This is a genomic window from Streptomyces sp. NPDC026417, assembly GCF_055567695.1.
Map to the genome: position 1 here is coordinate 282,855 of NZ_JBVHPY010000003.1, position 11,947 is coordinate 294,801.

Genomic DNA, 11,947 nt, shown 5'->3' on the forward strand with positions numbered 1-11,947 from the left:
CGATGCGGTCGCCTGTGTGTCTCCTGCCGTACGGCCGCCGTCGAGGGAGCGTCCGCGGCCCGCTCGTCGGGCCCGCCGGTGCCATGGGCGGCCCGGTGCGGGGAATCCGGTCGGGCATGGACCCAACGACAACGACGCACACCACACGGCGTGTTGCCGCGCTGTGCGCGCTCCTGCCTCTCCTCGCCGCGTGCGGCCAGGGGAGCGAGCGGAACGGTGCCTCACCGGCGGGTGAGGTGCGGACCGCCATGGCCCGTGGGGCGAACCTGGTGATCACCACCGAGAACGGCGTGCGCCTGCGCCCCGCCGACGGCGACACCGTCGGCGTCGACCGCAGGATCCGCGGCGACTGGTCGCACCGGGGTGACACCTGGGTGCTGGACCTGACGTGCTCGGCCGATGCCGATGCCGATGCCGACACCGGCGCCCACGACCGCCGGGAGTGCCCGCGCATGCCGGAGATCGACGTACCGGAGGACACGTCGGTCAGCGTCACCGCCCGCAACGCCGGCATCGACGTGGCGGGGATCGCCGGGGGGCTGGACCTGACGACGGTCAATGGCGATGTGACCGTGACCCGATCCGGCGAACCGGGTGCGGCGGTACGGCTGTCGACCCGCAACGGCTCGATACGTGCGCAGGCCGTACGCGCCGGGCGGCTGCACGCGGACACGGTGAACGGCGACGTCGTGCTCGGCTGCCGCACCGCCCCCTCCCGTGCCACGGCCGCCACCAAGAACGGTTCGGTCCGGGTCACGGTGCCGCACGACGCCCCCGCCTACCGCGTCACGGCGACCACCGACAACGGCCGCCCCTCGGTCACGGTCCCCACCGGAGGCGCGGCGGACGACCGCCGGATGACGCTCACGACGGTCAACGGTGACGTGACGGCCGCCCGCGACTAGGCGAGACCGCGGACGGCGTCGCGGCTCGCCGTGACCTGCCGGATCCATATGCTGCGGCAAGCACCCCGGACCGCGTCTCCGTCGAGCGGTATCCGGGGTGTCCTGGGAGGCATGGAGCGTGGACGGCGTCGGCCGTCAGAGGGCCGGCTCGTCGGTGGGGAGAGCCCAGGGCTCCGGTCCCGTGCCGTCGCTCCACGCCAGCAGGGCCTCGCGATCGACGCACAGAATGCCGCACTGCTCGGCGTACTCGATGGCGGGCGCCGTGAATTCGCTGGTCGTCACCACTGCGGCTACATCCGCTGCGTGCACGGTGTAGCACGTGCCGCCGAAGCGCTGCGTGTCCTGCGAGCCGACCCTGTTGCTGTCGCAGTAGCGCTTGCACTGGATGACGACCCGTCGCCCGTCCGGCGCGGTGGCCACCACGTCGGCACCCAAATCCCCCGCGCCGCCCACGACTTCGACGTCGGAACAGCCGTCGCGCTCGCACAGGGCGGCGATCGCCTGCTCGAACTCGTCGGCGTCGAGAGCGTCGTAGTAGACGGTCGCGGCCGCGGGCTCCGGGAGGGGGTCGGTGAGGGCGATGGTGTCGGAGCCGAGGGGGAGCGTCGGTTCGGGGGCCCCGGCAGGGAGGTACTCCTCCACGGGAGCCGGGGCACCGGCCGGAACCGGGGGGCCCAAGGGCGCGGTCTCCAGGGTGTGCAGGGCGGTGGAGGTGCCCTCTTCCAGTGCGGAGAGGGCCCGGCGTGCGGCGCTCCTGGCGGAGAAGCGGCGTCGCCCGTTGCGCAGGGCCACCGCGGCCGGGAAGCAGACCAGGCAGAGCACCACGGCCAGCACCGGGCGCTGTTCGAGGACGCCCATCGCGACCCGGGCGGCGAAGCCCAGGATGCCGATGACGACGGCGATCAGCCCGAAGAGCAGCGCCGTGGACCGCAGATCGAAGCCTCGCCTGCGGTTCGTCGGCCGTATGCGGCGCACCGGTGTGGCCATGCTGGTCATTCCCCTCTCACGGACAGTTCGAAGATCACTTCTGCCGTGTGCCCATGATCGACGAGTTCAGCGGGTCGGCCGCATCGCTGTCCGTGAAAGGGAATTGACGAGAGGTCAGGTGCTGTCGCCCGGTCGGCGGGGAGCCGACGGGAAGGGGGTGAACGGTGTGCCGCCACCGTCGACGCGGTGGACGGAAATCGGCGGGGCCGGGAAGTCTCCCGGCCCCGCCCGATCTGTCGGCCTGGTGGCCCGCCGGTCCCTGGCCTGTTGGCCTGCAGACCTGTTGGCCCCCGACCGGGTGGCCTGCAACGCGTGGGTCCCCGGCCTGTCGGCCGGCTGACGCGTCGGCCTCTGCCCCGCGTCCTGGCCGCCGTGCGCGGTCGCGGGTCAGTTCGTCCCTTCGGGGTGCTGACCGGGTCCGTCGCTGTGCGGGGACAGCGGGGTGGGGGAGAGGTCGGTGGGTTCCTCGCCGCGCTCCAGCAGGGTGTCGGCGGCACCGATGATGAGGGGGTCGGCGGAGCCGATCGCCTTCTCGTCCTTGGCGTCGTAGTCACAGCGCAGCAGGAGGTGCCGGATGGCTTCCAGCCGGCCTCGGCGCTTGTCGTTGGTCTTCACCACGGTCCAGGGTGCGTACGGCGTGTCCGTCGCCCGGAACATGTCGACCTTCGCCTCGGTGTAGGCGTCCCACAGGTCCAGAGACGCCAGGTCGGTGGGTGACAGCTTCCACTGCCTCACGGGGTCCACCTGGCGGATCGCGAAGCGTGTGCGCTGCTCACCGCGGGAGACCGAGAACCAGAACTTGACCAGCACGATCCCGTCGTCCGTGAGCATCTTCTCGAAGACGGGGGCCTGGGCGTAGAAATGCCGGTACTCGTCCGGGGTGCAGAAGCCCATGACCCGCTCCACACCGGCCCTGTTGTACCAGGACCGGTCGAAGAAGACGATCTCCCCGGGCGCGGGCAGATGCGGGATGTAGCGCTGGAAGTACCACTGCCCCGACTCCTTCTCCGTGGGCTTGTCCAGCGCCACCACGCGGGCCCCGCGCGGATTGAGGCGTTCGGTGAACCGCTTGATGGTGCCGCCCTTGCCGGCGGCGTCGCGGCCTTCGCACACCACGACGACCCGTTGGCCGGTGTCCCGCACCCATTTCTGCAGCTTGAGCAGCTCGATCTGCAGGATGCGTTTCTGCCGCTCGTAGGACTTGCGCCCCAGTTTCGTCTCGTAGGGGTAGTTCTCGCGCCAGGTGTCCAGCGGCTTGCCGTCGCCGTCCAGGAGGACGGGTTGCTCGGGCCGCGCCTCGTCGACCTGGAGGCCGGCGAGCAGCTCTGCCTCTGCGGACGTGTCCGCGCGGTTCACGGCTTCTGCCTCCGGCCTCACCGGATCGGTCACGGACTCGGTTCCCCTCTGATCGCGACATGGGTGGCTGTACGAGCCGGGACCCGGTGCGGGAACCAGGTCCTCGGCGGGAAGGACCGCCTACCAGTCAGAATGGCATGCGGCCGCGCGCCCGGCGCCCCGTGGCCCCACTGCGGCCGACGGCCTTGGAGCTGGTGTGGAACGGCTTGCTGAGCCAGTGGCCGAGCCGGCCCGGAGCCTTGCCCGCGGCCTGCGAACCGGCCCCGAGCGTGCGTTGCGTGCCTCGCTGGGGGCCGTGCGAGAGCCGCGGCACGAGGAAGGCGAGGACCAGCAGGACGACGCACACGGCGACGATGGCGAGAACGACCATGACACACCTCGGTTCTTTGAACGGTGGGGGCCGCCCGCGCCGTACTCGCTCCGGGTGTCGCTCGGGACGGCGGAGCGAGGAAGCGGTGGCTGCCCCCCTGGGGTCTTCCGCGTGCCCCCGGCCAGGCCGCTCATGCACGTCACCGACGTGACGGCACCCACCCCGCCCCGGCGCGGACGCCGGCGCGGTGGCCCGCTCCACGCCGACGCGCCCGCGGATCCGCCACGGCCGCGACCCCCTTTCCGGCTCTCCGGATCTCAGCGGCCGCAGCGCGACCGGCGTCCCCCGCTGCCGGCGGCTCGGCGCCCCGTCAGGACCGCGGTGAGGTGCCGCCCGGCCCGGCCGGAGGCCCGGCACGCTCCCGGTGCCCCGCGTCACCCGGCACGGGGAGCGGGCCGGGCGTCCGCAGGCCGCTCCGCGCCGGAGTGCCGCGGGCGCGCTTACCGGCGTACGAGTCGGTGCAGGGCCAGTCGCGCCGGGCCCGCGTACAGGGCGAGGGCGACAGCCGGGCCCTCCATGCGGAGCCGCGTCACCGTGCCGTCCCCTCGCGGCCGGACGCTGTGGCGCAGGCGCAGCCGCAGCGGCCCGAGACGCACCCGCCACGTCCACTCCCGTCGGTCCTCGTCGACCGACTCGATGACGAAGGAGGCGGTGACCCCGGCCCACGACACGACCTGGCCCCGCAGACCCGGGGCGATGCGGCCGGTGACCACGCGCACGGCCCGGATCTGCGGCGACCACGAGGGCCAGCGCTGCGGGGTGACGTAGCGCAGCCACACCTCGTCCACGGGGAGGGGGCCCTCGGCGTGCAGCGTCATCGTGGCCACGGGATGCGTACTCCGATCGGGAAGGCGGGGGAGCGGCGGCGAGAGGGGGTTACGACGCTGTCGGGCCGGTGACCGGCCGCGCGGTGCCGCCGGGGCCAGCCTCGCAGGCGGACGGCTCCGGTGCGCTCTGGCCTAAGCTGGCCGGTGGACCCGTCGAGGCGCCCCCGCAGCCATCGGCGGCCCGAACATGGTGAGCCGGCCGGCTGCCGGGCTGCCGCCCGGGTCTCCGGGTATCCGGTCATGCACCGGAGCCTTTTCACCATCCGAAGGGACATCATGAGCCAGAACCGCAACCTCGACGGCGTGCCCGGGGGCAGGTCGATGACTCCGGCGGAGTTCAAGGTCGCGCGCGAGTTCCTGGGCCTGACCGAGGAGTGGCTGGCCGAGCACGTCGGGGTCTCGCCGAGCACGGTCGAGGCGTGGGAGCAGGGCGGCGAGCACATTCCCGGAGCCGTCCGGGCGGCCCTCGGGGATCTGGAGCGTCTCACCGGAGAGTTCGTGGCCAAGGCGGTGGCCGGCCTCGCCGACCTCCCCGAGCCGGGCATCGTCGCCTACCGGGACGACCTCGAATACCGCGCCGCGCACCCGGAGTCCGGCTACCCGGCCGCCTGGCACCGCGCGGTCGTCGCCCGGGTCGCCCAGGAGGTCCCGGGCCTCACCATCGCGTACGCGACCGACGTCCCGTCGGACGACGTGAAGGTCTCCGCGAAATAGCAGACCCCGTCCTCACGAGAAGGGAAGGGCCGCCCCGTGGACGGCGGGGCGGACACCTGGGCGAGGGGCGCGCGAACCGCCGGCCGGCACCCGCAGCGGACCGACGAGCGGGGCCGCGACAGTCCGCGGACCGCCCCGAGCGCCCCGAGCGCCCCGACCGACCCGAGCGAGCCGCCCAGGCCGCACCACCGTGATCGCTGTCGGGCTCGGGTCAGTCCCACTCCGCATCTATGTACCCCGGGAGCCGGTTCATCCCGATGGCCCTCGTGTTCTCCGGATGGTGGACCGTGCGGATCTTGTGGACGCCGCAGTGCCGGGCGAACCCGATGCCGTACGTCTTCATCGCCACTGACAGGCCCGGCCGCGGCAGGGCGCCCGGACGCCGGTCTTCTCGTTGAAGACGAAGCCGGCGGCGCGCCGGTCCGAGGTCGCCGCGGGTCCGCACCAGGTGTCGCCGTCGAGGGCGAGCACGACCCCGTGCGGGTCGAATGAGGGGACCTCGATCCGGCACTCCATGTATGCCTCGAAGGTGTGGAACCCACCGCGGCCCGGGATGTCGGCCGAGCACTCCTTGTCGAGTTCGTAGAGCGCACGCCGATGAGACGCGGTGTCGCCCAGGCCCGCCCATGTCGCCAACCGGATCCCGGCGCCTCGGCAGCGCTCCGCGTACGTCTCGAAGCGTGCGGCGTCGAAGGTGCGGACGTCGAGTTCCAGCTTGACCCGGTGGTCCGACACGTCGGGGTTCTCCTCGGGCGGTTGGTCCGTCGACCGGACGTCCGTCTCAGGGGGTGTCGCCGGCTCCGGCCGCGGGTTCGAATCGCGGAGTGCTTGCCGTCCCATGATCCACGCCGGTTGCGGGACAGGAGGACGGATCCGACAGGATCGCCCACCCGGCGGCCCCCTCGGCCGCGTTCACGCTTGGCACCCTCTCGCCGGACCGCAGGCCGCGCCGGGCCGTGATCGGCGAGAATTCCCCCATGAAGATGACCGCCCGGGCGCTCAACCGTGCCAGCCTTGCCCGCCAACTGCTGCTGCGGCGTGAAGCCCTCGGCGTCGAGGACGCGGTGCGCGGTGTGGTCGCGCTGCAGGCGCAACAGCCCGCCTCGCCGTACGTCGCGCTCTGGAACCGGTTGAGCGACTTCGACCCCGCCGCCCTGGACGCGGCCTTCGCCGGCCACCGGACCGTCAAGTCGACGCTCATGCGGCTCACCCTGCACGCGGTCCACGTCGACGACTACGTGGCCTTCCGTGAGGCGATGGAGCCGAGCCTGCGCGGGGCCAGGCTCGGTGACCCCCGGTTCACCGCGTCCGGACTGACCGCCGCCGACGCCGGGGTACTCGTCGAGGACCTGCTGGAGTACGCCGACCGGCCGCGGACCGTAGCCGAGTTGGGCGGCCGGCTCACGGAACGCCTGGGCGCGCCGATGGAGTCCGCGGCCCAGCGCATGCTGCGGCAGTACGTACCCCTGTGGCACGCGCCGACGGGCGGACCCTGGTCGTTCGGCACCCGGCCGTCGTACGTCGCGGCGACCGGCCGGCTCCCCGTACTGGCGGATCCCGACGCCGCGGCGAACGGTCTGCGCATGCTCGTCCGCCGCTATCTGGAGGGCTTCGGACCGGCGTCCGTGCCGGACATGGCGCAGTTCGCGCTGGTCCAGCGCTCCCGGGTCCGAGCGGCGGTGCAGTCGCTCGGCGACGAACTCGACGTCCTGGAGGGCCCCGACGGCACCGTGCTGTACGACATCCCCGGTGCGCCCAGGCCGGACGAGGACACACCGGCGCCACCCCGGCTGATGGCGATGTGGGACAGCGTGCTGCTGGCCTACGCGGACCGCAGCCGCCTCATCCCGACCCCGTACCGCAAGCACGTGACCCGGGTGAACGGCGACGTGCTGCCCACACTGCTGGTCGACGGCCAGGTCTGCGGTGTGTGGCGCACCGTGGACGGCGGCATCGAGGCCACCGCCTTCCACCACCTGCCGGTCCACGCCTGGGCGGGCCTCGCGGAAGAGGCCGCGTCGCTCACCGCGTTCCTCGCCGTCCGCGACCCGAAGGCCTACCGGCGCTTCGACCACTGGTGGGCCAAGGGGCTGCCGGCGGCGGAGACGCGACTGCTCCCAACTGCCGTTCAAGACGCGTGAGATGGTGTGCAAAACTACGGTGATCGGAAGCACCGAACCCCCCTTCGCGCGCCGGAGCCCGCCATGACGACCGACACACCGCACCCCCCGCAGATAGACACCAGCAGGGCACATCCCGCGCGGGTCTACGACTGGCTTCTGGGCGGCAAGGACAACTATCCCGTCGACGAGGCCGTCGGGGAGAAGCTGCCGGCCGAGGCGCGCGACGCGGCCCGGCAGAACCGCCAGTTCATGCACCGGGCGGCCGCGTGGCTCGCCGCGGAGGGCGTCGACCAGTTCCTCGACATCGGCACGGGCATCCCCACGGAGCCCAATCTCCACCAGATCGTCCAGCGCCTGGTACCGACCGCGAAGGTCGTCTACACGGACAACGACCCCATCGTGCTGCGGCATGCGGAGGCGCTGCTGATCAGCCACCGGGACGGCGCCACCGACTACATCCAGGCCGACGTGCGGGAACCGGCCATGATCCTCGAACGGGCCCGCGACGTAATGGACTTCGGCCGCCCGATCGCGCTGTCCCTGATCGCCCTGATGCACTTCATCCCCGACGAGCAGGACGCGCACGGCATCGTCCGCAACCTGGTCGCCACCCTCCCGTCCGGCAGTTACCTCGTCCTGTCGCACGCGGCTTCCGACCTCTACCCGGAGCTGGTGGAGCAGGTCACCTCCGAGTACGCGAAGGCCGGGATCCAGCTCGGGTTCCGTACCCACCCGGAGGTCGCCCGCTTCTTCGACGGACTGGAACTGGTCGAGCCCGGTCTGGTCACGGCCCCGGAGTGGTTCCGTACGACGCCCGCGCCCGAGCCCGAGGGCAGCGGTATCTACGCCGGGGTGGCGCGCATCCCCTGACGGGCGCCGCACGCGCCCCGGTTCCGCGAGTCGCGCCCGGCCCGGGCGACGGCATCGACGTACTCCTTGCCTGCATCCCCCAACTCCCGACTCCCACACGTCACTTGCCGTGCGTGGGTCAGGGGGTGCGGGGTATCCGGGAAGCCTCAAGGCGACCAAGGGGAGTACTGACATGACGCAACGGGGGACGGACCAGGCGTCCGGGCTCGGCGACCTCGAACCCGGCACTGCGCAGCGGGCGCAGTTGCGTACCCGCATCGCGGACATCGCGTGGACGGCTCTGTGCGTCGTCCTGTTGCTCTGGGGCATCTGGAGTGCCGTCGGCGCGGTGCGCGGGGTGACCGCGTGGGCGTACTGCGCCGTCGCGTGGGTTCTGCTGGCCGTGGCCCTGGGGCTGCGGTATGCGGCCGCCCGACGCAGGACGCGACTGTAGGCGGGGGCGCACCGTGGAGAAGTTCAACACGTTCGTGGCCGAACGGCTCTGGCTGCAGATCGCCCTCGGGCTCCTGGGTGCCACCGCCGTCATCATGCTGATCAGCCCTGGACAGTCCCTGCCGGCGGTGCTGATGCGCGTCGCCGCCACGTCGATCGGTGGCGTCGGCGTGCTGGCCGTCGTTCGGCGACGCGAGAAGCGCGTCGCGGGCGGCTCGGCGACCGGCCTGGTGTCGCTGGACCGGAAGCTGCGCCGGGGCGAGGTTCCCACGGACCCCGTCGAGCGGGAGGCCATGCGGGAGCTCGTCACGCGCCGACTGCACCGCCAACGGCACCGGGTGCCCGCCACCGTGTTCCTGGGCCTGCTGTTCGGCTCCGTCGTGGCGCTGACCGCCGTGACGTCGGGTCCGCGGCAGGTGATCGGATTCGCCCTGCTGTTCGTGCTCTGCCTGAGCACGCTCGTCGTGTCGGGCAACCGGCAGAACCGACGCATGCGGCAGATGCGTGATGCCCTGGGTGCCTCCCCCGCCGCACCGTCCGCAGAAGCGGGTTCGCCCCGGCGGGGTTGACTGGCGGGCAGCGGCCGCGACGGCGCCCCCGTTTTCGCACGGCGGCGGTCCCGGAAATCCGTTTGCGAGGGAAGTGAAGCGAACTGGATCCTGCCTCCATGCCCTACTCCGGACCACCGCCGTCACGCGTGCGGGTGCCCGAGCGGATCGCCGCCCTGTCCGAGGGGCGCCCGCTCCTGCCGGTGTGGCAGAACGAACGGGGTGGGCTGACCTTCCGCATCGGTGACGGGGCGGACCGCCAGTTCGCGAAGTGGGCTCCGGCGGGTTCCGGGCTCGATCTGGCGGCCGAGGCGGTACGCCTGCGCTGGGCCGTCGCTCACACGCCCGTGCCGCGGGTACGCGAGCACGGCGCGGACGCCGAGGGCGCCTGGCTCGTCACCCACGGGCTGCCGGGGGAGAGCGCCGTCAGTGACCGGTGGAAGGCGGAACCGCGCAGGGCCGTCCGTGCTCTGGGAGCGGGGCTCCGCTCCCTGCACGAGCGGCTGCCCGTGGCGGAGTGCCCCTTCGACTGGTCGGTCGGCAGCCGTCTGGAGCGCGCCCGCAGCTCGGGTCGGGCGCTGCCCGCGGACCTTGCCGAGCCGCCGCCGGTCGACCGCCTGGTGGTCTGCCACGGTGACCCCTGTGCGCCCAACACGCTGCTGCGCGAGGACGGTTCCTGGTCCGCGCACGTCGACATGGGCGCACTCGGTGTCGCCGACCGGTGGGCCGACCTGGCCGTGGCCACCGGGAACACGTACTGGAACTACGGCCCCGGCTGGGAGGACGAACTCCTCGACGCGTACGGCATCGCCCCCGACCCGCTGCGCACCGCCTTCTACCGGCGTCTGTGGGACGCGACGTGACCGGAGTGCTGCCGACAAGGCGGGTGTCTCGGGGAGGCGGTCGGCCGGTTTCCGGCCGGGCCGTCGGAGCCGCGGACCGGACGGGTCCGGCCCCGTGCGTCAGGCCGGGAGACACCGCCTCGCGTGGTGCCTGCTGACGTTGGCTTCCAAAAGCCGGGTGGACGCCTTGACGTCCGCGGCTCCCGGAACGGGCTCCGGGAGCCGACCGTCCGCGTCCTTCAGCGCCGTGAGGGCACGGTCGACGGCGTCGTGCGCGGCGAACAGGCACGGGGTGCTGTAGATCGCCACGTCGACGCCCAGCTCCGTCAGCTCGGACAGCGACAGGCGCGGTGACTTGCCTCCGCCGATCTGGTTGAACAGCAGCGGCACCCCGCCGGTCACCTCGCGGATGCGGCAGACGGACTCCACGGTGCGCACCCCGTCGACCAGGACGACGTCCGCTCCACTCTTGGCCAGAGCCGCCGCGCGACGCTCGATCTCGGCATCGTCCGTGGCGTCCGTGCGGGCCACCACGATCATCTCCGCGCGGCTGTCGAGGACCATGCGGAGTTTTTCCAGATACTCCTCCAGGGGCAGGATCTGCTTGCCGTCCGCGTGACCGCAGCGGCGGGGCCGCTTCTGGTCCTCGAGGATCACGCCGGACGCGCCGGCCCGTTCGAGCCGCTGGACGACATGGCAGGCCACCTCCGGGTCGGCGTAGCCGTCGTCGATGTCCACGAGCAGATGGTGGCGGGGGAAGGCGAGCCGCAGCCGTTCCGTGAACGCGACGATGTCCGGCCAGGCGATGAAGCCGATGTCGGGCAGCCCGTAGTGGGAGGCCGCGAAGCCGAATCCCGAGACGAACAGACCGTCGTAGTGGCGCGCGGCGAGGGAGGCCGAGTACATGTCGTAGACGCCGATCAGCGGTGTCGTCTCCGCTGTGGCGATGGCTTCACGCAGTGCGAGTCCGTGGCCCATTGACCCTCCCGGGGCAGGCGGCCGCGTCAACGCACGGCCGCAGTCGAGCAGTTCGCGGTGATCTTCGCAGTGCCGCCCGGATATGTGCGAATCACCGTCACTCGGGCGGACGCTCCGGTTTCGGACACTCGCCCGGATTCCGGTGGCCGGATCTCCCGATCCACCGGCGTACTCGCGCCCTCGTTCGGACCGCCTCGTGGGCGCGTTCACTCCATCGGGTTGTTCCGGCCGCCGCGGGAGCGGCCGAGGCATGCGCGGCGGCTCACCGGGGAGGTAACGGAAGCCGAAAGTCCTGTTCCTGCGTCAGGCAAGGGGTCGGCCTGTGTCCGATGTCGTCTTCACCGCAGACTTCAGTTCGCACACTCAATGGGTCGCCGGCCGGTCGTGGGCCTATCCCGCCGGTGGCCCCGTCAACCGGGCCGACGACAAGCTCGACTACCTGGTGTCCGACCCCGCCTACTCCCGCAGCGGGACCTTCCGTGCCACCCGGCGGCCCGACGGCCTGTGGAGTACGGGCCTGCTGACCACCGAGGAGAGCGAGGAAGGCTTCGTCTGCCGCACGGGGGACGTGCTGGAGACACGGGTGCTGCTGCCCACCGAGCTGGGCGCCTGGCCGGCCGTCTGGACCTGGCGGGACGGCGGCCAGGAGATCGACGTGTTCGAGTACCACCCCGACCATCCGGACCTGCTGGAACTGTCCAACCACGTACGCGGCGGCCACCTCTACCACCAGGACGACTCCGTCCGTCCGGGCGGGCATGTCGACCTGCGCGTGGAGTTCGGCGCCCGCTCCGTCGTCTGGTGGGTGAACGGCGTGCGCACCTTCGCCGACGGACGCGGCGTGGGGCGCGACTGGTTCGCCTACCTCATCGTCAACCTCTCCGTCTGCGGCGGCCGTTACCACCCGCGCCCCGACCCGCGGACCCACGAGATGTCCTACACCGTGGAGCGTCTGGTCGTGCGCCGCCCGGCGGTGCGTCACACGGCGGACTGAC

General features: G+C 72.3%; 14 protein-coding genes. 8 read left to right on the forward strand and 6 right to left on the reverse strand.

Annotated elements, in window-relative coordinates; translation table 11 throughout:
* Window positions 1-116 precede the first annotated feature (116 nt).
* Complete coding sequence (locus tag ACZ4NT_RS06470) at window positions 117-905, forward strand: DUF4097 family beta strand repeat-containing protein (protein WP_467723875.1); 789 nt, start codon at window positions 117-119, stop codon at window positions 903-905.
* Window positions 906-1,040: 135 nt separating this feature from the next.
* Here the strand turns inward: ACZ4NT_RS06470 and ACZ4NT_RS06475 are convergent, their stop codons facing one another.
* From ACZ4NT_RS06475 to ACZ4NT_RS06490, 4 genes are all read right to left on the reverse strand, one after another.
* On the reverse strand, window positions 1,041-1,892 hold the full coding sequence (locus ACZ4NT_RS06475; RefSeq protein WP_467723877.1) for a restriction endonuclease: 852 nt from the start codon (window positions 1,890-1,892) through the stop codon (window positions 1,041-1,043).
* Between the two features lie 387 nt (window positions 1,893-2,279).
* Window positions 2,280-3,281, reverse strand: coding sequence for a polyphosphate kinase 2 (gene ppk2, locus ACZ4NT_RS06480; RefSeq protein ID WP_121408028.1), 1,002 nt, complete (start codon window positions 3,279-3,281; stop codon window positions 2,280-2,282).
* Between the two features lie 94 nt (window positions 3,282-3,375).
* The gene (locus tag ACZ4NT_RS06485) at window positions 3,376-3,618 is read right to left on the reverse strand and encodes a DUF6411 family protein (RefSeq protein ID WP_121408027.1); all 243 of its coding nucleotides are present in this window, start codon (window positions 3,616-3,618) and stop codon (window positions 3,376-3,378) included.
* A gap of 440 nt (window positions 3,619-4,058) precedes the next feature.
* Window positions 4,059-4,436 (reverse strand): SRPBCC family protein, encoded by a 378-nt coding sequence (locus tag ACZ4NT_RS06490; protein WP_467724163.1) that lies wholly within the window; start codon window positions 4,434-4,436, stop codon window positions 4,059-4,061.
* A gap of 285 nt (window positions 4,437-4,721) precedes the next feature.
* On the opposite strand from ACZ4NT_RS06490, the gene ACZ4NT_RS06495 reads away from it, so the two are divergent.
* The gene (locus ACZ4NT_RS06495) at window positions 4,722-5,159 is read left to right on the forward strand and encodes a helix-turn-helix domain-containing protein (protein ID WP_467723880.1); all 438 of its coding nucleotides are present in this window, start codon (window positions 4,722-4,724) and stop codon (window positions 5,157-5,159) included.
* 339 nt (window positions 5,160-5,498) lie between these two features.
* Here the strand turns inward: ACZ4NT_RS06495 and ACZ4NT_RS06500 are convergent, their stop codons facing one another.
* On the reverse strand, window positions 5,499-5,894 hold the full coding sequence (locus ACZ4NT_RS06500) for a GNAT family N-acetyltransferase (RefSeq protein WP_467723882.1): 396 nt from the start codon (window positions 5,892-5,894) through the stop codon (window positions 5,499-5,501).
* Window positions 5,895-6,136: 242 nt separating this feature from the next.
* Between ACZ4NT_RS06500 and ACZ4NT_RS06505 the strand changes: the two genes are divergently transcribed.
* The 5 genes from ACZ4NT_RS06505 (at window position 6,137) to ACZ4NT_RS06525 (ending at window position 9,995) form a co-directional block, all read left to right on the forward strand.
* On the forward strand, window positions 6,137-7,300 hold the full coding sequence (locus tag ACZ4NT_RS06505; protein ID WP_121408025.1) for a winged helix DNA-binding domain-containing protein: 1,164 nt from the start codon (window positions 6,137-6,139) through the stop codon (window positions 7,298-7,300).
* A gap of 63 nt (window positions 7,301-7,363) precedes the next feature.
* Window positions 7,364-8,152, forward strand: coding sequence for an SAM-dependent methyltransferase (locus ACZ4NT_RS06510; RefSeq protein ID WP_467723884.1), 789 nt, complete (start codon window positions 7,364-7,366; stop codon window positions 8,150-8,152).
* A gap of 172 nt (window positions 8,153-8,324) precedes the next feature.
* Window positions 8,325-8,585: a hypothetical protein gene (locus ACZ4NT_RS06515; protein WP_121408023.1), complete on the forward strand. Its 261-nt coding sequence runs from the start codon at window positions 8,325-8,327 to the stop codon at window positions 8,583-8,585.
* 13 nt (window positions 8,586-8,598) lie between these two features.
* Window positions 8,599-9,153: a hypothetical protein gene (locus tag ACZ4NT_RS06520; protein WP_467723886.1), complete on the forward strand. Its 555-nt coding sequence runs from the start codon at window positions 8,599-8,601 to the stop codon at window positions 9,151-9,153.
* A 98-nt stretch (window positions 9,154-9,251) separates the two neighbouring features.
* On the forward strand, window positions 9,252-9,995 hold the full coding sequence (locus tag ACZ4NT_RS06525) for a phosphotransferase (protein WP_467723888.1): 744 nt from the start codon (window positions 9,252-9,254) through the stop codon (window positions 9,993-9,995).
* A gap of 99 nt (window positions 9,996-10,094) precedes the next feature.
* Here ACZ4NT_RS06525 and ACZ4NT_RS06530 read toward each other — a convergent pair whose 3' ends face one another.
* Entirely contained in the window at window positions 10,095-10,952 is an 858-nt protein-coding gene (locus ACZ4NT_RS06530; protein ID WP_467723890.1) for an isocitrate lyase/PEP mutase family protein, read from the reverse strand.
* Between the two features lie 322 nt (window positions 10,953-11,274).
* On the opposite strand from ACZ4NT_RS06530, the gene ACZ4NT_RS06535 reads away from it, so the two are divergent.
* Window positions 11,275-11,946 carry a beta-glucanase gene (locus tag ACZ4NT_RS06535; RefSeq protein ID WP_183117158.1) on the forward strand — a complete coding sequence of 224 codons (672 nt, stop codon included), beginning with the start codon at window positions 11,275-11,277 and terminating at the stop codon, window positions 11,944-11,946.
* Window position 11,947: the final 1 nt, after the last annotated feature.

Bases quoted from the DNA above. Each gene is read 5' to 3' on its own strand.
- ACZ4NT_RS06470 (WP_467723875.1), top strand. From the start codon at position 117: ATGGACCCAACGACAACGACGCACACCACACGGCGTGTTGCCGCGCTG.
- ACZ4NT_RS06475 (WP_467723877.1), bottom strand. From the start codon at position 1,892: ATGGCCACACCGGTGCGCCGCATACGGCCGACGAACCGCAGGCGAGGC.
- ACZ4NT_RS06485 (WP_121408027.1), bottom strand. From the start codon at position 3,618: ATGGTCGTTCTCGCCATCGTCGCCGTGTGCGTCGTCCTGCTGGTCCTC.
- ACZ4NT_RS06490 (WP_467724163.1), bottom strand. From the start codon at position 4,436: ATGACGCTGCACGCCGAGGGCCCCCTCCCCGTGGACGAGGTGTGGCTG.
- ACZ4NT_RS06495 (WP_467723880.1), top strand. From the start codon at position 4,722: ATGAGCCAGAACCGCAACCTCGACGGCGTGCCCGGGGGCAGGTCGATG.
- ACZ4NT_RS06505 (WP_121408025.1), top strand. From the start codon at position 6,137: ATGAAGATGACCGCCCGGGCGCTCAACCGTGCCAGCCTTGCCCGCCAA.
- ACZ4NT_RS06510 (WP_467723884.1), top strand. From the start codon at position 7,364: ATGACGACCGACACACCGCACCCCCCGCAGATAGACACCAGCAGGGCA.
- ACZ4NT_RS06515 (WP_121408023.1), top strand. From the start codon at position 8,325: ATGACGCAACGGGGGACGGACCAGGCGTCCGGGCTCGGCGACCTCGAA.
- ACZ4NT_RS06525 (WP_467723888.1), top strand. From the start codon at position 9,252: ATGCCCTACTCCGGACCACCGCCGTCACGCGTGCGGGTGCCCGAGCGG.
- ACZ4NT_RS06530 (WP_467723890.1), bottom strand. From the start codon at position 10,952: ATGGGCCACGGACTCGCACTGCGTGAAGCCATCGCCACAGCGGAGACG.